General features: G+C 37.7%; 18 protein-coding genes and 4 tRNA genes. 12 read left to right on the forward strand and 10 right to left on the reverse strand.

Annotated elements, in window-relative coordinates:
• Positions 1-143: 143 nt before the first annotated feature.
• A complete protein-coding gene (locus ACEW8U_RS10410; RefSeq protein WP_373521977.1) occupies positions 144-1,784 on the reverse strand; it encodes a S41 family peptidase in 1,641 nt (546 codons plus the stop codon).
• Positions 1,785-1,950: 166 nt separating this feature from the next.
• Here ACEW8U_RS10410 and ACEW8U_RS10415 point away from each other — a divergent pair, with 166 nt between their 5' ends.
• From ACEW8U_RS10415 to ACEW8U_RS10445, 7 genes are all read left to right on the forward strand, one after another.
• Positions 1,951-2,712: a hemerythrin HHE cation-binding protein gene (locus ACEW8U_RS10415; protein WP_373521978.1), complete on the forward strand. Its 762-nt coding sequence runs from the start codon at positions 1,951-1,953 to the stop codon at positions 2,710-2,712.
• Positions 2,712-3,125: a Holliday junction resolvase RuvX gene (gene ruvX / locus ACEW8U_RS10420; protein ID WP_373521979.1), complete on the forward strand. Its 414-nt coding sequence runs from the start codon at positions 2,712-2,714 to the stop codon at positions 3,123-3,125. The genes ACEW8U_RS10415 and ruvX overlap by 1 nt, the downstream gene beginning before the upstream one ends.
• Positions 3,122-3,676 (forward strand): peptide deformylase, encoded by a 555-nt coding sequence (def, locus tag ACEW8U_RS10425; protein ID WP_373521980.1) that lies wholly within the window; start codon positions 3,122-3,124, stop codon positions 3,674-3,676. The genes ruvX and def overlap by 4 nt, the downstream gene beginning before the upstream one ends.
• Positions 3,677-3,733: 57 nt before the next feature.
• On the forward strand, positions 3,734-4,537 hold the full coding sequence (locus tag ACEW8U_RS10430) for an amidohydrolase (protein WP_373521981.1): 804 nt from the start codon (positions 3,734-3,736) through the stop codon (positions 4,535-4,537).
• Positions 4,538-4,784: 247 nt separating this feature from the next.
• Positions 4,785-7,013: an NADP-dependent isocitrate dehydrogenase gene (locus tag ACEW8U_RS10435; protein ID WP_373521982.1), complete on the forward strand. Its 2,229-nt coding sequence runs from the start codon at positions 4,785-4,787 to the stop codon at positions 7,011-7,013.
• 312 nt (positions 7,014-7,325) lie between these two features.
• Complete coding sequence (gene gap / locus ACEW8U_RS10440) at positions 7,326-8,330, forward strand: type I glyceraldehyde-3-phosphate dehydrogenase (RefSeq protein WP_373521983.1); 1,005 nt, start codon at positions 7,326-7,328, stop codon at positions 8,328-8,330.
• Positions 8,331-8,447: 117 nt separating this feature from the next.
• Positions 8,448-9,122 (forward strand): hypothetical protein, encoded by a 675-nt coding sequence (locus tag ACEW8U_RS10445; protein WP_373521984.1) that lies wholly within the window; start codon positions 8,448-8,450, stop codon positions 9,120-9,122.
• 317 nt (positions 9,123-9,439) lie between these two features.
• On the opposite strand, the gene ACEW8U_RS10450 is transcribed toward ACEW8U_RS10445, so the two are convergent.
• The gene (locus ACEW8U_RS10450) at positions 9,440-10,051 is read right to left on the reverse strand and encodes a hypothetical protein (RefSeq protein WP_373521985.1); all 612 of its coding nucleotides are present in this window, start codon (positions 10,049-10,051) and stop codon (positions 9,440-9,442) included.
• Positions 10,052-10,362: 311 nt separating this feature from the next.
• Here ACEW8U_RS10450 and ACEW8U_RS10455 point away from each other — a divergent pair.
• The 4 genes from ACEW8U_RS10455 (at position 10,363) to ACEW8U_RS10470 (ending at position 10,937) form a co-directional block, all read left to right on the forward strand.
• Positions 10,363-10,435, forward strand: a tRNA-Lys gene (locus tag ACEW8U_RS10455).
• A 46-nt stretch (positions 10,436-10,481) separates the two neighbouring features.
• Positions 10,482-10,555 (forward strand) — tRNA-Pro (locus ACEW8U_RS10460).
• A gap of 13 nt (positions 10,556-10,568) precedes the next feature.
• Positions 10,569-10,642 (forward strand) — tRNA-Arg (locus ACEW8U_RS10465).
• A 222-nt stretch (positions 10,643-10,864) separates the two neighbouring features.
• Positions 10,865-10,937 (forward strand) — tRNA-Lys (locus ACEW8U_RS10470).
• A gap of 241 nt (positions 10,938-11,178) precedes the next feature.
• Here the strand turns inward: ACEW8U_RS10470 and ACEW8U_RS10475 are convergent.
• Genes ACEW8U_RS10475 through ACEW8U_RS10485 form a run of 3 tightly spaced genes read right to left on the reverse strand, consistent with a single transcriptional unit; the run spans position 11,179 to position 16,050 of the window.
• A complete protein-coding gene (locus ACEW8U_RS10475; RefSeq protein ID WP_373521986.1) occupies positions 11,179-12,669 on the reverse strand; it encodes a c-type cytochrome domain-containing protein in 1,491 nt (496 codons plus the stop codon).
• Between the two features lie 15 nt (positions 12,670-12,684).
• A complete protein-coding gene (locus ACEW8U_RS10480; protein ID WP_373521987.1) occupies positions 12,685-14,064 on the reverse strand; it encodes a DUF1552 domain-containing protein in 1,380 nt (459 codons plus the stop codon).
• A gap of 6 nt (positions 14,065-14,070) precedes the next feature.
• Positions 14,071-16,050 carry a DUF1592 domain-containing protein gene (locus ACEW8U_RS10485; RefSeq protein ID WP_373521988.1) on the reverse strand — a complete coding sequence of 660 codons (1,980 nt, stop codon included), beginning with the start codon at positions 16,048-16,050 and terminating at the stop codon, positions 14,071-14,073.
• Positions 16,051-16,347: 297 nt separating this feature from the next.
• Between ACEW8U_RS10485 and ACEW8U_RS10490 the strand changes: the two genes are divergently transcribed.
• The gene (locus ACEW8U_RS10490) at positions 16,348-17,001 is read left to right on the forward strand and encodes an MCP four helix bundle domain-containing protein (protein ID WP_373521989.1); all 654 of its coding nucleotides are present in this window, start codon (positions 16,348-16,350) and stop codon (positions 16,999-17,001) included.
• Positions 17,002-17,130: 129 nt separating this feature from the next.
• Here the strand turns inward: ACEW8U_RS10490 and ACEW8U_RS10495 are convergent, their stop codons facing one another.
• From ACEW8U_RS10495 to ACEW8U_RS10515, 5 genes are all read right to left on the reverse strand, one after another.
• Complete coding sequence (locus ACEW8U_RS10495; protein ID WP_373521990.1) at positions 17,131-18,033, reverse strand: sugar phosphate isomerase/epimerase family protein; 903 nt, start codon at positions 18,031-18,033, stop codon at positions 17,131-17,133.
• Positions 18,034-18,094: 61 nt separating this feature from the next.
• Complete coding sequence (locus tag ACEW8U_RS10500; RefSeq protein WP_373521991.1) at positions 18,095-18,652, reverse strand: gluconate 2-dehydrogenase subunit 3 family protein; 558 nt, start codon at positions 18,650-18,652, stop codon at positions 18,095-18,097.
• A gap of 17 nt (positions 18,653-18,669) precedes the next feature.
• Complete coding sequence (locus tag ACEW8U_RS10505) at positions 18,670-20,349, reverse strand: GMC oxidoreductase (protein ID WP_373521992.1); 1,680 nt, start codon at positions 20,347-20,349, stop codon at positions 18,670-18,672.
• A gap of 27 nt (positions 20,350-20,376) precedes the next feature.
• Positions 20,377-21,249 carry a hydroxypyruvate isomerase family protein gene (locus ACEW8U_RS10510; protein ID WP_373521993.1) on the reverse strand — a complete coding sequence of 291 codons (873 nt, stop codon included), beginning with the start codon at positions 21,247-21,249 and terminating at the stop codon, positions 20,377-20,379.
• Entirely contained in the window at positions 21,246-22,496 is a 1,251-nt protein-coding gene (locus ACEW8U_RS10515) for a nucleoside permease (protein ID WP_373521994.1), read from the reverse strand. The genes ACEW8U_RS10510 and ACEW8U_RS10515 overlap by 4 nt, the downstream gene beginning before the upstream one ends.
• Positions 22,497-22,598: the final 102 nt, after the last annotated feature.

Raw genomic sequence — 22,598 nt, forward strand, 5'->3', positions numbered from 1 at the left:
TTTTTTTGGCTATTAATCGAAATAGCCTTCTCTTATGGTTGGATTAGAATTCAATATCTTAATATCTAATTTCCAAATATCGGACTCTGAATTAGTTAAGATTGATAACAGAAAACGATAATAACAATTAACTGCGATTATTTTTACTCTTTAGGTTTTGGTGCCAAAGCAAGGTTTTCAGCCTCGTCAAACAAGGTAAGTGCTTGTTGATATGCCTCGTTGATAGCTTCATTGATTACTTTGTAGAAAGCATTGTCATCAAATATATTTCTTCCCATATGAGCCTTGAGAAGTATTTTGAGGTAATTTTTCGATTTTTTAAAATCCTTTTCATCAAACTTGACTTTATTTCGTTCACCTACTTTTATCAATGATTGAAGCATTTCTTCAGAAACCTGATAATTGCTATAATAATCTTCAAAACTCATTCCGTCAAATTTCTTCTTATTTTTTTCAAGGTAATCCAAGATGAATTCCCTGGAAGAATCCGAATTAAATAACCTGTTGATGTATGCACTTGACATTGTGGTATCCAATGGAGCAAAGAAATCCGGCATTATCCCTCCTCCTCCAAAAACTGATCTACCACCTCTAGTTTCAAATCTTAAGCTGTCATTGAACTTGATGCTGTCAGCAGTAAAAAACTCACCATGCTCAAACCTGTTCATCCAATCACTTCCATAGTCGTTGTCATTGCCATAAGGCTTTTGAATGGATCTTCCAGATGGAGTGTAATACCTCGCAATAGTCAATCTAAGTTCAGCCCCATCTGATAAATCAATCGGCATTTGGACAAGCCCTTTTCCAAAAGATCTTCTACCTACTATAAGTCCACGATCATTATCCTGAATCGCGCCTGCAACAATTTCTGAGGCTGAGGCACTTCCTTCATTGATTAAAACAATTACAGATCCATCTTCAAATAAGCCGGGCTTGATGGCATAAGCTTTTTGATTATATCTGCTCAGCTTACCTTCTTGGGAAACTATAAGTGCATTTTCATCCAAAATTTCATCAGCAATATTAATAGCAGCGCCCATGTATCCGCCAGGATTTCCCTGTAGATCTAAAATCAATTTTTTCATCCCTTGGTCCTTCAATTCTTGGACGGACTTTTTGAATTCCTCATGGGTAGTAGCGGCAAATCTTGTTACTTTGATGTATCCGATTTCCTCATTGACCATATAAGTGGCATTGATGCTATACTGAGGAATTTTGTCCCTGATTATGTCATAAGGAATCAGTTCGTTTTGGTTTTTTCTTTTGATATCAACTACCACTTTACTCCCCCTTGGTCCTCTAAGCAAATCAAACACATCTCGGTTTGTAATCCCTGTTCCAGCCACGGTTTTTCCGTCAACATTTATAATTTGATCCCCAGATTGAATCCCAAGTTTTTCTGATGGGCCACCTGTTAAAGGGGCCACAACATAAATGGTATCCCTAATGATTCCGAATTCAACACCTATACCATCAAATGCACCATCCAGATCAGATTTGGCCAGGGAAGCATCCCTTGCAGGAATATAACTGGAATGGGGATCAAGTTTTTCCAGCATTTTTTGAATCCCGAACTCTACCAATTCATTTGTATTAACACTGTCAACATAGTCCCGGTTGATGTAGGTGATGATTTCCTGAAGCTTGTATATAGCAGCTTTCAGGTCGTTTCTGTCTGTTTTTGGTTCAGCGAATGTTGCTCCTATCCAAATGCCCGCCGAAATGGCAAGGGCCAGAATAATGGGTAATCTGATTTGCTGTTTGGTATTCTTGATTTCGCTCACAATTTCCTTCGGTTAGTAAGTGGTATTTTTTTTTGGGTTGTTTAAAATAAACCCAACTTACGATTAAACAGTAATTTAAACCATTTCGTTTTTAATAAACGCAAGAAATTCAATTTTGATGAATCTTATGTCCCTTATTTAGTTAAAATAAATTAATTTTGTTTCCATGTTGAATTCCAAAGATATTCATAAAACCTCAATTAAAGACCTTGTGTCTGAGAATTATGTCTTTGCGTCTGTCTTACATTATTTTGGAATAAGCTTTTTTCAATACGAACAGAATTCACTTCTTGAAGTCTGTAAAAAATTTAAAATAAATCCCCAACAACTTATTGATGAACTAGAAAATTGGGCAAAAAGAAAAGAACCTACTTCAGAGGAGCTTTTTATTCACCCCATAGAAGTCTTAGTGGCTTATCTCAAGAGAAAGCATAATTACTTTTTGAGACAGGAGTTACCTTTTTTATCCAATATGGTTTCTGGAATTCAGGTGGAAAAACCAGACTATCTCAATATTCTTGCGGATTTAAGGATCATGTTTCCCCTATTTGTGGATGATTTTATACATCACATCCATGAAGAAGAAAGCAAACTTTTTCAGCGGATCAAATTACTTCATGAAATAGAGGAAGATGAATATAGGATACCTGATGCATTACAAATTTTGAAAGGAAGTCCTGTGGCCTTGCTTGCTGAAGCCCATGATACCCATGACGATGAAATGGTAGGTATCAGAAAATTAACAAATGATTATTTTCTTCCTTCGGACGCTTCAATTTCGATGAAAGTACTTTATCATGAACTCCAGGTTTTTGAAAAAGAACTGATCATCCATGCCCAAATTGAAGACCGCTTACTTTTCCCAAAAGCTGTGGAACTGGAAAAAGAAGTTCTCAGGAAAGTAAGGAAAAAAATACGCAATAACTGATGAGTAGAATTTTGGCAATTGATTTGGGAACAAAAAGAACAGGTATTGCAGTTACAGATACGCTGAAAATGTTGGCAAATCCTCTTGAAACAGTAGAAACTTCGAAACTTGTAGATTTTCTCAATGCATATTTCGCAAGGGAAGCGGTGGATACCATTGTTTTGGGTTACCCCAAAAAACTAGACGGTACTCCCAATGAAATGACGCCAAGGGTATTAAGCCTTCAGAACAGACTAAAGAAAATCTACCCTGACAAAAAGCTTGTCTTAATTGACGAAAGATATACTTCCAAAATGGCCATGCAAAGTATGATTGCCATGGGAAGCAAAAAAAAAGATAGAAAAGAGAAAGCAGGTAATCTTGACAAGGTCAGTGCTGCAATAATCTTACAATCCTACTTGGAACAAATATGATTTACCCAATAGTCGCTTACGGAAATCCGATTTTAAAAAAAGAAGCTGAAGAAATAAAAGAAGGTGAAGATCTTTCAGAACTGATTCAGGATATGTTCAGTACCATGGATCATGCCAATGGTGTGGGATTGGCAGCTCCTCAGATCAATAAAGGAATCCGTCTTTTTGTGATTGACAGCAGTTTGATGCTCGATGAGGAGGATGAAGATAAAGGCATTCGTAAAGCATTTATCAATCCGATTATTTTGGACGAATATGGTGATGTCTTCGGATTTGAGGAGGGTTGTCTCAGTATTCCTGAAATCAGGGCTGATGTTTTCAGACCCGAAAAACTTACCATCGAGTATTTTGATGAAAACTGGAATCTGAAAGAAGAGGAGTTTTCGGGATTGACTGCTAGGGTAATCCAACATGAATATGACCACCTTGAAGGGATATTATTTATTGATTATCTCAAAGGTCTGAAAAAAAGAATGGTACAAAGCAAATTGATTGATATCAGTAAAGGGAAGGTATCCACGGACTACCGAATGATCTATCCAGTACGTTGATACTTGATTTTAATTAGTTGCCTTTTTTTGAAATTAACTAAAACAAGAAATACCAAGATGAATCAAAATATTATAGACCAACTTAAAATTGCATTGATTCAAACTGATCTTTTTTGGAAAAATAAGACTGCCAATATGGCCATGTTGGAAGAAAAAATCATGAATCTAGAACAGGTTGTAGATCTTATCATTCTTCCGGAGATGTTTTCAACAGGATTTACCATGGATGCTAAGGAAGTCTCAGAACCTATGAACTTGGACACCACAAAGTGGATGAAACAAATGGCTGCTCAAACCAAAGCTGTGGTGACAGGAAGTGTGATTATCAATGACAAAGACAATTATTATAATAGGTTACTTTGGGTGACCCCTGATGGAAAGATTGATACTTATGATAAAAGGCATCTTTTTAGAATGGCAAATGAGGATGCTCATTATGATATGGGAAAGGCTAGAAAGATTTTTGAATGGAAAGGTTGGAAAATAATGCCACAAATTTGCTATGACCTGAGATTTCCGGTATGGTCAAGAAACAGAATAAAAGAAAACGAAATGGAGTATGACCTAATTTTTTATGTGGCAAATTGGCCTAGCCCAAGAATTGGTGCGTGGGACAATTTGTTACAGGCGAGGGCAGTTGAAAATCTCAGCTATTCTATCGGAGTCAATAGAATCGGAACGGACGGGAATGAAGTTCCCTATTGTGGACATTCTGCTGCATACAATTATAAAGGGGAGAAACTCACATTTTCGGAAAGACAAGAGGAGGTGCTTTTTGTCGAACTGGATTTGCAGAACCTAAAGGACTTTAGAAGAAAATTTCCTGCATGGATGGATAGCGATCAGTTTGATTTGAAATGATGTATTAAAGCCGTTATTTTCTTATTTAGACGTTCATCTTTGGTCTTTTTAAAGAAATCAATCAGACTTTTGAAATATACCAATCAACAAAATCCAACTTTTAAACTGGGATATTTTGATTATTTTAGCCCAGAATTTTGAAACAGCCTGACCTTAGAGAAAATTAAATTTTTTTTAAGTATCAAAAATCGTTTCAAATGACTTTTTAAAAAAGAGAATTTGTTAAACCTATCTGAAATCACAGAAAATGACCACTAAAACAGCAAAAATTCTATATACACTGACTGATGAGGCTCCTGCTTTGGCCACTTATTCATTGTTACCGATTGTAAAAGCTTTTACTGATTCTGCTGGAATTGCAGTAGAAACCAGAAATATTTCACTTTCAGCGAGAATAATTGCCCTGTTCCCTGAATACCTAAGGACAGAGCAAAGAATCAATGATGATTTGTCTGAATTGGGCGAAATCGCCAAAACTCCTGAGGCCAATATTGTTAAATTACCCAATATTTCTGCATCAATTCCACAGTTGAAAGGTGCTATAAAAGAACTTCAGGTTAACGGATATGCCTTGCCTGATTATCCTGATGATCCGAAAAATGAAGAAGAGAAATCCATTCAAGCCAGATATGATAAGGTAAAGGGAAGCGCGGTAAATCCGGTTTTAAGAGAGGGGAATTCGGATAGAAGGGCACCATTGGCTGTAAAAAATTATGCAAAAAATAATCCACACAGTATGGGTAAGTGGTCTTCTGATTCTAAAACACATGTTTCAAGTATGAAGCAAGGGGACTTTTATGGAAGTGAAAAATCAGTTACCGTTGAAAAGGCAACTGCCATTGATATCGTCCATACGGGAGCAGAGGGATCTAAAAAGACACTGAAATCAAAATTGGGATTAAAGGATAAAGAAGTAATCGATGCAGCGGTTTTTAGTGTAGGTGAATTTAAGGAATTCATAAAAGAACAAATTGAGGACGCCAAAAAATCTGGAGTGCTTTTTTCCTTGCACATGAAAGCAACTATGATGAAAGTGTCAGACCCTATTATTTTTGGTCATGCCGTTAAAGTTTTTTTTGCCCCTGTTTTTGAAAAATATGAATCTACCTTCAGTGAGTTGGGAGTAGATGTGAACAATGGTTTTGGTGATCTTATTTCAAAAATGGAAGCCTTACCAAAAGAAAAAAAGGCTGTCATAGCATCTGATATCAATGCTTGTTTTGCTGGAAGAGCTGATATTGCCATGGTCAATTCTGGTAAAGGAATAACCAACCTACATGTCCCTAGTGATGTTATCATCGATGCCTCAATGCCCGCCACGATCAGGGAATCCGGGCAGATGTGGAACAAAGAGGGAAAGCTCCAGGATACAAAAGCAGTAATACCTGACAGGGCTTATGCAGGAATCTACCAAGAAACAATAGATTTTTGTAAAAAACACGGAGCCTTTGATCCCAGAACAATGGGCAGTGTGCCTAATGTTGGATTGATGGCTCAAAAAGCTGAGGAATATGGTTCACATGATAAGACCTTTGAGATAGAATCAGATGGAATTGTGCAGGTTGTTTCTGAATCTGGAGAGGTTTGGATTGAACACTCCGTGAAAAAAGGAGATATCTGGAGGATGTGCCAGACTAAAGATGCTCCAGTACAAGATTGGGTAAAACTTGCTGTGACTAGGGCTCGCGCCACAGGAGTACCGGCCGTATTTTGGTTGGATAAGAATCGATCTCATGACAGGGAATTGATTAAGAAGGTTGAAAAGTACCTTCCTGACAATGATACTTCTGGTTTGGAAATGCATGTCATGTCCCCTGTAGATGCAACAAGATTCTCTTTGGAAAGGATTAAAGATGGAAAGGATACGATTTCTGTAACCGGAAATGTTTTGAGAGATTATCTGACAGACTTGTTTCCGATTTTAGAATTAGGGACCAGTGCTAAAATGCTTTCAATTGTGCCTTTGATGAATGGTGGAGGCTTATTTGAAACCGGTGCCGGTGGTTCGGCTCCCAAGCATGTGGAACAGTTCTTGGAAGAGAATCACCTTAGATGGGATTCTTTGGGTGAATTTCTGGCTTTGGCGGTATCCTTGGAACATTTAGGGGATACATTTTCCAATAAAAGAGCAATGGTTCTGGCAGAAACCCTTGATCAAGCAACTGGCAAGTTTTTGGAAAACGACAAATCACCATCAAGGAAAGCCAAAGAATTGGACAATAGAGGAAGTCATTATTACTTAGCTTCCTATTGGGCCGAGGCTTTGGCTTTACAGCAAAAAGATGCAGACCTTCAAAAGACATTTGTATCCATATCCAAAGCACTAGTCGAGAATGAGGCCAAAATAGTTGAAGAACTTAACCAAGTACAGGGAGTGAAAATGGATATAGGAGGTTATTATAAATTAGATATTGAAAAAGTATCCAAGGCAATGCGCCCAAGCGAAACGTTTAATAAAATTTTGGCATCAATTTAAAATTTTAATGGGGATAAAACCAAAATAGCGGTCATTACCGCTTTTTTGGTTTTATCCATTTTTAATCCTCTTTGCAGGGAAATTTATTTTACTGATTATCAATAGATTGGTTTTATCCAAATTTTTCCGCAATCGATTGTATTTACTTTAATTTTAAATTGTTCATTTTCAAACCTTTAAATATTTTGGGGAGCGGGATAAATTTGGTATTTTTACACCTATACAAAGTATAACTATTTATGTAATTCATATTTTGAGAATTGATTAATTTCTTTTTACAGCAGAACCAATACAACAATAAATAAAATAACTATGAGCAAAATTAAAGTAGGAATCAATGGGTTCGGAAGAATCGGACGTTTGGTATTCAGAGCAGCACAATCTAGAAGTGATGTTCAGGTAGTGGCGATCAATGACCTTATCGATGTAGATTATATTGCCTATATGCTTAAATATGATTCTACACATGGCAGATTTGAAGGAAGTGTGGATGTGAAAGACGGGAAGTTAGTGGTAAACGGGAATGAAATCAGAGTTTCTTCTGAGAAAAGTCCTGCAAGCCTGAAGTGGGGTGAAGTTGGGGCTGATTACGTAGTTGAATCTACCGGTATTTTCCTGACCAAAGAAACTGCGCAAGGGCATATCGATGCCGGAGCAAAAAAAGTAATCATGTCAGCTCCTTCCAAAGACGATACGCCTATGTTTGTGATGGGAGTTAATGAGGACAAATATACAACGGATATGAATTTTGTGTCCAATGCATCATGTACTACAAACTGTTTGGCACCAATTGCAAAGGTTCTCAATGACAATTGGGGTATCGAAGAGGGCTTGATGACAACTGTACACGCGACCACTGCAACGCAAAAGACCGTAGATGGACCATCTTCAAAAGATTGGAGAGGTGGAAGAGGAGCTTCACAAAATATCATTCCTTCATCCACAGGAGCTGCAAAAGCAGTGGGTAAAGTAATTCCTGAACTGAACGGAAAACTTACAGGTATGGCCTTCAGAGTACCTACACCAAATGTATCGGTTGTAGACTTGACGGTAAGGCTCAAAAAAGGAGCTTCTTATGAGGAAATTTGTGCGAAAATGAAGGAAGTATCTGAAACAAGTATGAAAGGTGTTTTAGGATATACTGAAGATGCAGTTGTTTCAACAGATTTCAATGGTGATCCAAGAACTTCAATTTTTGATTCAGAAGCAGGGATTGCATTGAGTGATACCTTTGTAAAGGTAGTAGCTTGGTATGATAATGAGTGGGGATACTCAAATAAGGTTGTAGATCTTCTGGTTTATATTGCCGGAAAATAATCCTAATATAAGAGGGGCTTTCAAAGCCCCTTTTTTTATAGTCTCTATTTTTTGGTAAAAGATATTTTTTTTGCTATAATGATCGTTGAAATCATTAAGCGTTTAGAGTTAAGAGTTATGTATTTATTATTGCTATGGATTTTCTTTATGGGAAATCCAGAATTACCCCAAACCCAGTCAGACCGTTCTTTTAATCACCCCGATAAAGAAAACCCTGAAGCAAATAGAATAGTCAAGCTAAAGAATAAAGCAATACCTATTGCTATACTTGATCCTGTTTTAGAGGCCTTGTCTTATTTCCCTGAATTGGATGAAGTGAATATTTCTTTTGAATTCAAAGAAAAAATTTCTGGAGCGGTAATGCAGGCCCAGCCGAAGATATTTTCATTGTTTGCAGATGGAAAAGAAAAAAGAAAATATAGGGTTAAAATCACTCGGGAACTTGTCTTTGGTGATGGCGAGATGTTAGCAATAGAAGAAGTTCCTTTTGATGCTTTGGTAGGATGGATTGGACATGAATTGGGACATGTCATGGATTATTTGAATAGGTCAACTGCTGATATGATGCATTTTGGGGCCAGGTATTTAATGTCCAAGCAAAGGGTTACAGAAGCTGAATTGACGGCAGATGGATATGCGATAGGCTGTGGTATGGGCCATCAGATTCTCGCAAACAAAAATTTTATCCTTGACAATGATGGATTTGAGGAAGACTATAAAGATAAAATAAGAAACCTCTATATGTCACCTCAAATGGTGCTCACCCTTCATGAAGCACTAATAAAGGAATAGACATGTTTTGTTTTTTACATTTTAATTATTGAGAAAGCCTGATTGTAAATGCATCTGACCAAAATAAAACTTAATTTTTTTTAAATTTTCCCCATTTTGGAGTAACCAAAAAGAATAAGTCAAGTTAATCCAACATATGGAGACCTACATTCCTTTATTTCCATTGAAGTTGGTTGCATTTCCTGGTGAAGAGATTAACCTTCATATGATTAATCATTTGCTAAAAGTAATCCCTATACTACGTGATGTTGAAGCTGCAAAGAAAAAAATTCAAATGAACGGTCATTTCAAAAACCTTGACCCTTTGGATTTTTAATTTATAGTTGGGTGATGTTTTCTTTTTTTATAAATCCTTTTTGATTTCCCCAAGTAACTTCATACCAAATGTCTTTGGAAGATTTGATGACAACCCGATGCCCAGGGTAAGCGACTTTCAATAATTTTCCAGCAGCTGTCGGTTTGTCCATTACCAAAGTGGGGCTTCCTGTGACAATTCCGGTGTTTGGTTCAGAGAGGAAGTTATTAGCTAAAAAAGCTAAAATTAAAAAAACAAAGCTAGGGAGGTAATATTTTGGTTTGTCTGTGGTTTTACCAAAGACAAATAATAAAATCAATGATAGGATCAGAAGTAAAGAAAATACAGATGTGATCTCCATTTGAAGATCGGTTAAAAACTTCATAAACCTATCCTTGTCATTTAGTTCATACCCGATAAGATTACTTTGTTCTGTCAAAGTTTTGATTTTGGTAATTACTCTTGGGTTTGGGTTGAGATCATAATATTTGGCCAAGTAAAAGCTGCCATTGGAATAATCCCCAATTCCTTCTGAAATAAAAGCCATTTTCAAGAGCATGGCAGAGGAGTATGTTTCATCATTTTGAAGTAAATCTTCATAGATTATCATCGCCTCTTGATAATTTTTGGTCACAAACAAAGAATCTGCTTTTTGGAGTCTTGATATATCGGCCTGACAATTAAAGCTTTGTATAAAGCAGATAAAAAATATTAATAATTTTGTGATAAAGATTCGATTTAGGTTTGGCATTTTAAATACAGTGGCTTAAATTTGCAGTCCAATTACGGCAATGATTTAAAAAAAAGCAAATCAAATCGCCCTCTTGTCAGTAATCAATCTCAAGACTTATTGGGAAATAAGACGATAAAAATCTTCAAAAGCGAAGAATTCAATACCTGATTCCTTATCCCGATATTTATCGGGATGGTAGCGCAAATAAATATGATTCCGTAGCTCAGCTGGTAGAGCAATACACTTTTAATGTATGGGTCCTGGGTTCGAATCCCAGCGGGATCACAAAAAATAAGTTTGAAAAGTCAAACTCACAAAATTTAAAATAGTTCGGGGTGTAGCGTAGCCCGGTATCGCGCCTCGTTTGGGACGAGGAGGTCGTAGGTTCGAATCCTGCCACCCCGACTTAATTTATTCCGGTCCTGTAGCTCAATTGGATAGAGCAACTGCCTTCTAAGCAGTAGGTTTCAGGTTCGATTCCTGACAGGATCACAATACGAAAGGGGTCAGGGTGACTTTAAACAAGTTAAAGTACTCTGTATCTCAATTGGATAGAGCATCCCGATCTTATCGGGAAGGTTTCAGGTTCGATTCCTGACAGGATCACTTTGATACAGAGCATCTCTTTGCTGGGATGCTCAATTTATTAAAAGGCAATCCAATTACTTGATTCCGTATCTCGATAGTTATCGGGATGGTAGAGCAAAACAATTTGATTCCGTAGCTCAGCTGGTAGAGCAATACACTTTTAATGTATGGGTCCTGGGTTCGAATCCCAGCGGGATCACAAAACCTCCTCAAAAGGGAGGTTTTTTTATTTTTGTGATAGTTTTAAACTCCAATGCTGATTCATTGAAGTGCAATATAAATTTTACGCAATGATGCCAGTAAAATGGCAATTCAATATAATTCTTGTCAGAAGATTGAAATGTCCGGTACTTCGGTCTTCCGACTTCGGACTTCCGTCCTGTTTGTAGTAGAATATTGGGTTAATGGCATAGAAGCTGAGATCCATTATACATTTTAATTCAAAAGAATTTTCCTCTTTCCAAATGAATATTTAATGCAGGATTATTTTCTTTAATGGCATCAATGACCTCTTTGGAAATTGATGTTTCATTGAGATATAAATCTTGGAGAGACGGAAGAAACAAAATGTTCAAAATGTTTCCATCACTTATTTGTGTTTTTGAAAGGTCCAGGAGCTCAAGGTTTGTTAATACTGATAGTTGTGACAATCCATCTCCTTTGATTTGGGTTTGTTGAAGATATAGTTCCTTTAGAGAGGTCATTTGACCTATATGATAAAATCCATCATCTGTTAAGTCGCTTCCTATAAAGGAGGCTTTTGAAATACTTTGGAAAATGGGTTGAAGGTTTAATAAATCATTGTCTCCAAAGGATGAGGGAGGGAATTTCATGGAAAGGAAAATGGATTTTTCTTCGTAGGGGTCAATTGTTAATTCTACATTTTCAGTTTTATCCAAAGATTTTATAAGATTTCCTGTATTGAGTTTTTGTAAAAATCGATTGCGTTGTTGTATTCCAAGTTCTGATAAATAAACTTTGACCACTGATTCTATTTCTGGATTTAAAGATGCATCCATCACTTTAAGTTCGGGATCTGCGCCATTGTCAATCCACCACTTCAACAGTGAGACCTCATTATCATTAAGTGATGGTTTACCTTCGGGAGGCATAAAATCATCATCATTGACAGGCAGAGTTACCCTCCGATACATTTCACTTTCAATTGAGGAATTTTTCACCAATGATGGGTGCTCTCCTTTCCCGCCTTTTACCAGGTCCTCAAATGAAGTCAAAATCAAACCTCCCTTAGCTTTATTTTCATTATGACAACTCATGCACTTTCTATCCATAAACGCTACTATGACATCTTCATAAATTAGCATCTCCTCGACTGGTTTTGGTTCCCATTCCGCTTGTTGGAGTTTTAATGGAAAGTATTCTGAAAGATATTCTTTCCCGTGAGTCAGTGAACCCCCTTGATGGCTTGTGTAAACCAAAGTCAAATTTGCCAAAACGAGTAATATGAAATAGAAAGGGTATATGTTTTGGGATTTTTTTTGGTGGAATGACAAAAATAAAAACACAGACAATGAAACGGAAAATGTTAATAATACCCCACCCCATAAATGTTGCCGCACAATTTCCCCAGTATATTCCCCTGTTAGGTATAGCAAGAAACCCAAAATCATCGATATCAAACAACTGATAAGGCTAGTCCCAAGAATAATACCTATTAGAAAATTGGGAATCTTAAGGATATTTGTTTTGGTAAGAACCTCAAATATCAAGACCAATAGAATCAATACTATTGGAAAATGAATGATTAAAGGATGAAATCTCCCTAAAAAATAAACAGATTCGGAGGTAACTATTTCAAATGGTTTGATCAAAGGTAAAAAAAGAACTCCTAGGGCAATTCCTAATAAAACAAACCTGAACTCAATTGAAATAGCTTTAACCTTGGTCAAAATTGAATTTGAACTCATCATAAATCTTTATTTGACTTACACATGAATTTCACATAATTCCCCGGTGCTGTCTGCAAAGCATTCAAGAGGCATGTCCAAGACCCGAGCCATAGATAGGTAAAGATTCGCTAAAGGTGTGTCTTTTTCGAAATTCAGATTTTGACCTGGCTTTAGTCCTCCACCACCTTTTCCGCCAACTAAAATTGGTAAATTGTAAGGTGAGTGGGCATTGCCGTCCCTTAAACCTGAACAGAACATAACCATAGAATTGTCTAGAAGATTACTGTCTCCATCAGGGAGAGATTTCAATTTTTCAAGGAAGTAGGCATATTGGTTGACATGCCATTCATTGATGATCCGGTATTGATCCAGTTGATCATCCAGATTTTGATGATGAGACAGTTGGTGATGACTTCCTTGGACACCGGGAAGAAAAGAGAAATTACGGTTACTTACAGAATTTCCAAACATAAAAGTTCCAACCCGTGTAGCGTCCGTCCAGAAGGCCAAAGCCATGATGTCAAGCATCTGTCGTGTCTTTTCTGTAATATCTACCCCAATGAAAGTTTCGTTGAATTCATCAATCCGAAGATTGAGGCCTACAAGTTCTTTTTGTATTTCAGGAGTGATCTGTTTTTCGAAAGACTTTATTTTCTCTTCATTGTCAATCCTTTTTTCTATGGACCGTATAGATTCAAGATATTCTTCCAATTTATCCTGATCTGCCCTTCCCAATTTTCTTTGTAGGGCATCTGCATCCTCTTTGACAATGTCAAGAACGCTTTTCTTCCATTTATCATTCTTTGGTTTTGAGTCGGGGAGACTGCTTCTAAACAACCTATCAAATGCCATTCTTGGCTCAATTTCCCTGGAACATGGCTGTGTGGGAGTTTTCCAGGAAATTGTCGAGCCATAGAGTCTGGTAAAACCAACAGCACCATCAATTCCTGCATTGATCCGCTCCATACCATACTGAACGGAATCAAGCAAAGTGTCCTGACCTTTGTGTTTAGCTATCAATTGATCAAAGGAAATACCTCCGCTGTGTAAATTATCCCCGACTGTCTGATAAATCGGAAGTCCGGTCAATAGGTTGGCGGTTTTGGCATAGTGTCCATCGGCACCGGGGAAAATCGATCCTTTGTTCATTAGATTATTGAGAACAAGGATGTTTTCTTTCACATTGGATAAGGGTCTCAAGGTGGAAGTCAGTTCGAAATTTCTCCCGTACTGTTCAGGGGTCCAATGAAATTTATTGACACCATTGGGCATAAACATACAGGCAAACCGGATAGGTTTTTTCTCCATGTTGTAAATGCTCATCCCAGGGGGGACCATAGCCTGAAGAAAAGGCAGTGCAATGCTTGCTCCCAATCCTTTAAGCATCCGGCGACGTGATATATGCCAATTTCCCATAATTATTTAGTTTTTAGCCAATATTTTAAATTTCTCAGCCCCATCATTGACTTTGTATCTGAAAGGGTAGCTTGTTGCCAAAGCAATAATAAATTCTTCGGTATTAAAATCGTTTTCAATCAGGTTCTTGATAAGTCCCTGAATGTAAAGCTCATCTTTGAATTCTACATTTCTGCCGATGGCATAGGTAAATGCTTTTTCTGAAAGTGTCCTGGCAAACAATTCCTTTTTGCCCACCAATATCTTTTTTAATTCAGTCGGGCCATTGAAGACTTCTCCGCTTGGCAAAGTGTCCCATGCCACTATCGGATCAAGACCATAGCTATCTCTCCATCTGCCGACGGCATCAAAATTTTCAAGTCCAAAGCCTATTGGGTCCATTTTTTGATGGCAATTAATGCAAGCCGGTTTGGATCTATGAAAAGTCAGCAAATCCCGGATGCTTGCATTTTTATCAGCAGCGGCTTCTTCAGGCAATTCTCCGGCATCTGGTGGAGGAGGGGGAGCAGGCGTTCCGAGGATTTCTTCCAAAACCCATTTGCCACGAAGCACAGGACTTGTTCTGATCGGTAACGATGTAGCGGTCAAGACACTTCCCATGCCCAATATTCCTCCCCGGGGATTATTATGTAAAGCTACTTTTCTGAATTCAGACCCTTGTACATTGGCTATTCCATAGTGATTGGCAAGTTCCTCATTTAAAAATGTATATTCACTGTCAATCAAATCCAGAAAATTTTTTCGCTCTGTTAGCACATAATGAAAGTACTCAACCAATTCATTATACATTGCTTCTCTTAAAGAAGCTGTCATTTCAGGATACCTTTCAGGGTCAGCTGTAATGTCTTCTCTGAATCGATTTACACCAAACCATTGGGTAGCAAAACTTTCAGAAAAGCGTTTGGATTTTTTATCTTTCAACATTCTTTTGACCTGTTTTCTGATTACAACAGGGTCCTGAAGGTTCCCTCGATACGCCACCTCAAAAAGCTCTTTGTCCGGAAAAGTAGACCATAAAAAAAAAGAAAGTCTACTTGCCGATTCAAAATTACTAAGGGCATAAGCATGGTCCACTGGCTGTTCTTCTTCATAACGGTACAGGAAATTAGGTGAAATCAAAACAGCTTTCAGTGTTTCTTTGATTGCCACATTAAACCTATCATTTCCGTCGGTTCCCTCATAAACTTCCTTAAAAAGAGTTAAATAGGTTTGTTTTTCTTCGGATTTCAGAAATCTCCTGAAGGCATTGCTTGTAAATGGAACAATTACCTCCTCAGCAGCTATGACATGTTTCCCGATGTGTTTTTCGGCAAAAAAAAGATTTCCAAACCAGTTTGTTATTCGATTCCAGAGACTATTCTTATATGGCTTTGAGACTATGCTTTTCCAGATTTCAGGATCAGCATAAGCAAGGTCCATAATCTCTTCTGCGGCATCGTAATAGCGCTCCATTTTGAGTGGAGTGACGAACAAAGTATTTGGGAAGTTGTCAAATCCAGCGCCTCCTGAACCGTCACTTGGAAATCTTGATTTGGCATCAAAATTAACCCCTACTAAATTCAATATAGTATACTCATATTCTGTATGGCTGAGTCTTCTAATGACAACCCTGCCAGGATCATTGGCGGAAAGTGACTTGAGTAAAATGGAATTGACAGAATATATAAAAGCATCCCGGTCCTCTTGTGTCATGTAGGGTTCACCGGCGGGTGGCATTTCTCCAGACTGAACAGTCTGAATGATGTGTGTCCAGATTTTTCCTCCTCTTACAATTCTCTTCTCAAAATCGTTGATACCCATGAAAAAACTTTTGATGCTAAGTCCACCTGACCTCTTTGTATCATGGTGACATGAAAAACAATGCTTTTCGGCCAATGGCAAAAGGATTTCAATATGATCAACATCAGATTCCTCAACAGCCAAAACAAATGGGGTGTTAAGTGTCACAAAAACTATAGAGATGAGAATGTAGATCCTGGTTTTCATTATCTTTTAAATTACGAAAAAATAGAATATTTTATTTATATTCTCTAGTGTTCTTATTTATGCGGTTTTTTGTGCTTATGGATAGATAGAAATATTGGGTAAATTAGAATCTCATGGATTTAATTATTTAGTGCTTTTAATTTTTTTCTTTGAATTAAAATTTTAGAAATATTTTAATATTTCCCATTTCTTTAGGTTATCTCAATGCAAAAATTTTAATTGGTAGAGATTTTCAAATGAAGTAAAGACGATTTGTTAAGTGTCTTTAAACTTGAACTTTATAACCCAGATTGTGCTATGCCTAAAAATGAACCCCAAAACCGAAAACTTAAAGTTGCTATAGTTTTGACAATAATTATTGTCATGATTTTCGGTAAAAATATCCTTGAAAGAAAAAACTTCAATGAGCTTGGTGACACATTTATCTCTTTCTATGAAGATAGATTAGTAGTAGAGAGTTATATATTTTCTATTTCCGAAAAACTGTTTCGAATCAAGCTCTTGGTAAATCATTGTGAGTTTGAAAGCGATTATAGTCATGTGATTGATGAAATCAGCGAATACGAAAAGGATATACTTTTGCTTGTTGAAGACTTTGAGAAAACCAAACTCACCTTAAGTGAAGATCAGTTTTTGACAGATTTCAAAAGGATTATTCAGGAAAACTTAAGAATATCAGAATATGCACTTTTGTATTCTGATGAATCAGGTATTAATTCTAAATCTGTAAAAGAGTATAATTCCTATATCGAAAGGGCAGTTTCCGACTTAGAGAAACTATCTCTAATTCAGATTGAGGAAGGTCAAAAACTTGCCATGAACTCAGATAAAGTGGTCAACCGTTCGAGGATTTGGGCGCAATTTGAAGTGGCTGCCTTGGTGATACTTTTGGTTATTATCTATCTCTTAATCTATACCTCAAGGTCGATTAAGGCAGATTTTATTGATTGATTCGATCAATGGTAATATTCCTAAATCAGACGATGTAAGGTAAAAAGTAATGTCCCAGCATTCTATGAGGCTTATCATTTATTATAATGAATCCGCAAAGAGTGCTGGGATTTGAAATAAAGTTATTTTTTAAAACACAAGATTTTTCATAAAGGCAGCATTTTTTTCAGCCGCTTCCATTGGGTTAGTTCCCTCAAACCTTTCCTGTTCAACAATGAAGTATTTCATCCCATTGTCTTTACCTGCACGTAAAATGGCAGGAAAATCCATGATACCTTTTCCGACTATAATTGAGCCATTGGCCTCTGAAAAATCTATGTCTCCATCCTTGTCTTTGACATGTCCCAAAGTAAATCTATTCGGGTATTTCTTGATATATTCTATTGGATCAAATCCAGCAGTATACACCCAATAGGTATCCATTTCAAAATCCACAAGGTCTGGATCGGTATTTTCCATCAAATAATTTTGCGGGATTTGTCCTTCTAACTCCTCAAAAGTATACCCGTGATTGTGATAGGCAAATCTGACCCCATGCTTTTTGCATATTTCACCTTGGCTATTAAAATCATCTGCCAATTTCTTAAACGCATCCATAGATTTTTGTGGGCCAACCCAGGGATTGATGAGGTATTTCATACCAATCGCACCGGCTTGTTCAGCTATTGTTTCCAAATCTTTAAAGGTATCCACATGAGAAGCAATGAAATCCAGGCCAAGGTCACCTGTAAGAGATTTGAATTCTGTATTTTTCATTCCCCAGAAAATCCCCTTCCCACCATCAAAACCTTCGATTTGAGTATATCCGAATGAAGCGACGGCTTTGATTGTAGCGACTGCGTCTTCCGCCATAATTTCTTTTACTGAATAAAGCTGTAGCCCAAAATCATCTAAAATTCCTTTGGTAGCTCCCAATAATGCTTCTTGGTCCTCTACAGTTTCTTTTTTTGGAGAAGCGCAAAACTGGAAAGGGAGAAAAACTCCTGCACCTAATACAGTACTCATCTGAATAAATTTTCTTCTATTTTTCATTCTGGGTTTAAATTAAAAGAGACTGTTGATATACAGTCTCTTGAGTTTATTGATTCGTTAATTAAATAGCATAAGCTTTATCTCCCGGCTTATATTCGATGCAGCCATCATATCTTCCTGGAACTTCGACATAATTCAATTGTTGGGTTGCCCCGATTTCAGAAGTGAAATATCCTAATACCGTCAAGTCTTGAAGCATGCCGATCACTGCCGGCCCTCTTTCTTCTGTGTTGTTTGCTTTTGTTTTTAGCTCGTTAAGGTATGCTGTCCGCTCATCAACACTGGCATCCATGAAGTCCTTATCTTTGGATGACTTGAAATCCTTTTTGATATAATTCAGACCATCTATAAAGGTTTGCTGTTGTTCTGCATTGTAGGTGTCTTTGACCATCATTTGCATGAATTCACCGATCTTTGTAGCTTTTGCACCTGGAGTATCCGTGGTAGGGATTATAGCCTCTCCTATTTCATCTAAGAATGCAATGTCCTTTGGGGTAAATTCAAGACCCACGATTTGATCTTCGGGAGCACAGCCTGTTAGGATGGCATTGGCTCCGACCATAGTGCCTCCCATCATTATTGCGAAGCTTTTTATCGCATCTCTTCTATTCATTGCCATGATTTAACTTTTTTTGATTAAATATTTCCTTTTTTTAATTCGCTGACTGCAAAGTCAGCAGCCCTAGCCGTCAAAGCCATATATGTCAAAGATGGATTTTGTGCGGCTGCCGAAGTCATACATGCACCATCAGTTACAAAAACGTTTTTTGCATCCCATACCTGATTTTTGCCGTTAAGTACAGAAGATTTTGGGTCCCTGCCCATTCTGGCAGTACCCATTTCGTGAATCCCTTGACCGAAAGTGTATCCTCCATCAAAAGTGGATACATTTTTCAATCCTGCTGCTTCTAGCATTTCGGCAGCATCATTCATCATATCCACTCTCATTTTGGTCTCATTCTCCTTGATTTCAGCATCCATCTCCAAGACCGGAATCCCCCATTTGTCTTTTACATCTTTACTAAGTTTGATGTGGTTTTCATGGTAAGGTAGGATTTCTCCAAATGCTGTCATGCCCATACTCCAAGGCCCCGGTTCACTGAGGGCATCTTTGAGAGGTGCTCCAAATCCTAATTCTGCGACATTTCTGCTCCATCCCGAACGGCTAGCCGCTCCCTGATATCCAAATCCACGGATATAATCTCTTTTATCTCCATCAACATTTCGGAATCTTGGAATATAAAAACCAGTAGGTCTTCTTCCAAAATGGTATTTGTCATCATAGCCTTCTGCAATTCCATTAGCCCCCAATTTAAAATGGTGATCCATTACATTATGCCCAAGTTCGCCTGAACTGCTTCCCAATCCTTCAGGCCAAATTTCTGTGGCAGAACGCATTAAAATAGCTGCGGAATTTAATGCTGAGGCACAGAGAAAAATGATTTTTGCATTGAACTCATAGGTTTTATTGTCTTCCCCATCTATGATTTCAACACCAGTAGCTTTTTTAGAATCCTTATCATAAATCAATTTTGTGACAATTGACCAAGGCCTAAGAGTGAGGTTTCCGGTTTTCTTGGCTGCGGGCAGTGTGGAAGCCTGAGTACTGAAATAGCCCCCAAATGGACAGCCCAAAGAACATTTGTTTCTGAATTGACATTGGGTTCTTCCTTCCAATGGTTGGGTAAGGTTGGCAACTCTACCTATGGTTACCAAACGTTTGCCATCAAATGCTTTCTTGACTTTTTCTGCTACATCTTTTTCCACACAATTGAGTGGCATAGGGGGTTGAAAGTCACCATCAGGCAGTTGTGGTAATCCATCTTTATTTCCGGATATACCAGCAAATTTTTCAACATAACTGTACCAAGGAGCCAAATCTTTATAACGAATTGGCCAGTCGACAGCAATGCCTTCTTTTAAATTGGCTTCAAAATCAATGTCACCTATTCTATAACTTTGCCTTCCCCAAAGTAGAGATCTGCCACCTACCTGATATCCCCTAAACCACGTGAAGGGCTTTTTTTCCACATATGGTGAATCTGACTCGTGGGCCCACCAATCAAGATTCAATTCATTCAATACGTAATCTCTTCTCAAATTTGGATGGTTTTCCAACATTTGAACTGTTCTTCTGCCGCGATGTGGGATTTCCCAAGGAGCCAATGTTGCAGTTTTGTAGTCTTTGATATGTACAACATTTGGTCCTCTTTCAAGTAATAGTACTTTTAGTCCTTTTTCTGTTAATTCTTTTGCTGCCCAACCACCGCTAACTCCGGAACCGACAACTATTGCATCATAAGTTTGATCTGCCATAATATTTACTTTTCAATCCATTAATTTTTATAAGTCACAAATTCTGATGGCCTGCTCCAAAGAGGCCATTTTGTCTTCTGCTTTGGGAATAAATTCCTGACAGAAATAGCCTTTGAAACCAGTATCCAAAACTGCCCTGACCACTGCAGGATAATATATTTCCTGGGTCTCATCTATTTCATTTCTTCCAGGGTTCCCAGCAGTATGGTAATGTCCAAAATATTGATGATCTCTTTTAATCGTTCTAATCAAGTCACCTTCCATGATCTGCATGTGATAGATATCATATAGCAGTTTAAGATTTGGCGAACCTACCATTTTACAGAGTTCAACGCCCCAGGCACTTTTATCACACATATAGTCGGGATGGTTCACCTTGCTGTTAAGAAGTTCCATGATGACAGTAACTCCATTTTTTTCTGCCAGTGGCATGATTTTTTTCAATCCCTCTGCTGCGTTTTTCATGCCTGTTTCATCATCCATGCCATTCCTGTTACCGCTAAATGCGATCAGATTTTTATAACCTGCTTTAGCAACCAAAGGAATTACCTCTGTATATCCTTTAATCAATTGTGAATGATATTGTTTGTCATTGAACCCTTTTTCAATCCCCATGTCAGCACCATTGCACAATGAACATTCTACTCCATTAGCCTTTAAAATATTCCAATTGTTTGGTCCAACCAGATCTATAGCATTAAAACCAATTTTTTTGATTCCAACACATAATTCTTCAAGGGTCATAGGATTAAAAGGCCAATGGCACACAGCATGGTTGACATTTCCTTTCAATTGGGATTTGTCTTCTTGGGTACAGTCTCCCATAAGTGGGAGACTCCCCGCGGCGGCTGTTCCTAACAGGATCTTTTTCAAACTATTTCTTCGACTAAGTTGAGTCATGATTTAATTGTTTTGATTATTGGTTTAATGTTTTTGAGTTCATCTTTGAATAGAATCAAAAAGAATAGAACCACTAATATAGCAATACCCGATGGAATCATCCAGATTAACTTCCAATCATGTGTTCCATCTGATTGTAAATATAAATCAGTGACAAATCCGGCAATGCCAAATCCTATCAACATGCCTATTCCATAGGTAGCCAGCGTGATAAGTCCCTGAGCAGCAGACTGAAATTTTGGTCCTGCTTTGGAATCGGTGTAAATCTGACCTGATACAAAAAAGAAATCATAACAGATGCCATGTAGGGCTATTCCTACTATCAACAACCACAGTCCCCCTCCGGCATCTCCTATCGCAAATAGGGCATATCGGACTACCCATGCCATCATTCCAACAAGTAACGTTGTTTTGAAGCCGAATCTTTTGAAGAAAAAGGGAAGTAGTAATAGGAAAAAAGCTTCTGAAATTTGACCGATTGTCATTTTACCTGTTGGGTCAGTTACTCCGATTTCTGCAAGAAAGGGATTGGCATTTTGATAATAAAACGCCAATGGTATACAAATCAATATGGATGCGATAAAGAAAACTGCAAAATTGCGATCTTTCAATAACCTTATCGCATCAAGACCCAATAGATCAGAAACCTTTACTTTCTCACTTTTATCTGCTCTTGGTGGAGTTTTAGGTAAGGTAAAACTGAATAAACCCAAAGCCAGAGAGGCAATTGATGCCATCAAAAAAGTATTTTTCAATAGGCCATCTTTCATGCTGTCTACGGAATCCCAATAAAAAAGGTAGCTGATAGCTAAGCCCGCAGCTATCCAACCAACTGTGCCCCAAACTCTGATCGGGGCAAACTCTTTGGCATTGTCTTTCATTTGTCTGAATGATATGGAATTAACCAAGGCCAAGGTAGGCATGTACAATACCATATACATAAAAATGAAAGGGTAAAAACTAACAAATGAATTTGAAGTGTAGCAAAAATATAATAATGCAGCTCCGGTCAAATGAAGAATTCCAAGAATTTTCTCGGCATTAAAATACCTATCTGCTATCAACCCTATAATGAAGGGGGCAATGATGGCTCCAAAAGATTGAGTCGAAAAAGCAGCTCCAATTTGAGTGCCTGTTGCTCCGAGATTGGCTCCTAGATAGGTTCCCATTGTCACATACCATGAGCCCCAAACAAAGAATTCAAGGAACATCATAAAAGAAAGCCGGACTTTTATTCCAGTTAGCATAGGAGATGGATTTTGGGTTTATTGCAGGCTTTTTTCAAAGAAGGAGATGACAAACTAATTGGATTTATGTTTAAAATTCAGGCTTTTTCGCTTAATTTTAAT

Origin of the sequence: Aquiflexum sp. (assembly GCF_041751335.1) — a bacterium.
In the GTDB taxonomy this organism is placed as follows: domain Bacteria; phylum Bacteroidota; class Bacteroidia; order Cytophagales; family Cyclobacteriaceae; genus Aquiflexum.

Bases quoted from the DNA above. Each gene is read 5' to 3' on its own strand.
- ACEW8U_RS10485 (WP_373521988.1), bottom strand. From the start codon at position 16,050: ATGAAAACCAGGATCTACATTCTCATCTCTATAGTTTTTGTGACACTT.
- ACEW8U_RS10445 (WP_373521984.1), top strand. From the start codon at position 8,448: ATGTATTTATTATTGCTATGGATTTTCTTTATGGGAAATCCAGAATTA.
- ACEW8U_RS10505 (WP_373521992.1), bottom strand. From the start codon at position 20,349: ATGGCAGATCAAACTTATGATGCAATAGTTGTCGGTTCCGGAGTTAGC.
- def (WP_373521980.1), top strand. From the start codon at position 3,122: ATGATTTACCCAATAGTCGCTTACGGAAATCCGATTTTAAAAAAAGAA.
- ACEW8U_RS10480 (WP_373521987.1), bottom strand. From the start codon at position 14,064: ATGGGAAATTGGCATATATCACGTCGCCGGATGCTTAAAGGATTGGGA.
- ACEW8U_RS10495 (WP_373521990.1), bottom strand. From the start codon at position 18,033: ATGAAAAATAGAAGAAAATTTATTCAGATGAGTACTGTATTAGGTGCA.
- gap (WP_373521983.1), top strand. From the start codon at position 7,326: ATGAGCAAAATTAAAGTAGGAATCAATGGGTTCGGAAGAATCGGACGT.
- ACEW8U_RS10415 (WP_373521978.1), top strand. From the start codon at position 1,951: ATGTTGAATTCCAAAGATATTCATAAAACCTCAATTAAAGACCTTGTG.
- ACEW8U_RS10500 (WP_373521991.1), bottom strand. From the start codon at position 18,652: ATGGCAATGAATAGAAGAGATGCGATAAAAAGCTTCGCAATAATGATG.
- ACEW8U_RS10490 (WP_373521989.1), top strand. From the start codon at position 16,348: ATGCCTAAAAATGAACCCCAAAACCGAAAACTTAAAGTTGCTATAGTT.
- ACEW8U_RS10435 (WP_373521982.1), top strand. From the start codon at position 4,785: ATGACCACTAAAACAGCAAAAATTCTATATACACTGACTGATGAGGCT.
- ACEW8U_RS10430 (WP_373521981.1), top strand. From the start codon at position 3,734: ATGAATCAAAATATTATAGACCAACTTAAAATTGCATTGATTCAAACT.
- ACEW8U_RS10475 (WP_373521986.1), bottom strand. From the start codon at position 12,669: ATGATGAGTTCAAATTCAATTTTGACCAAGGTTAAAGCTATTTCAATT.
- ACEW8U_RS10510 (WP_373521993.1), bottom strand. From the start codon at position 21,249: ATGACTCAACTTAGTCGAAGAAATAGTTTGAAAAAGATCCTGTTAGGA.
- ruvX (WP_373521979.1), top strand. From the start codon at position 2,712: ATGAGTAGAATTTTGGCAATTGATTTGGGAACAAAAAGAACAGGTATT.
- ACEW8U_RS10515 (WP_373521994.1), bottom strand. From the start codon at position 22,496: ATGCTAACTGGAATAAAAGTCCGGCTTTCTTTTATGATGTTCCTTGAA.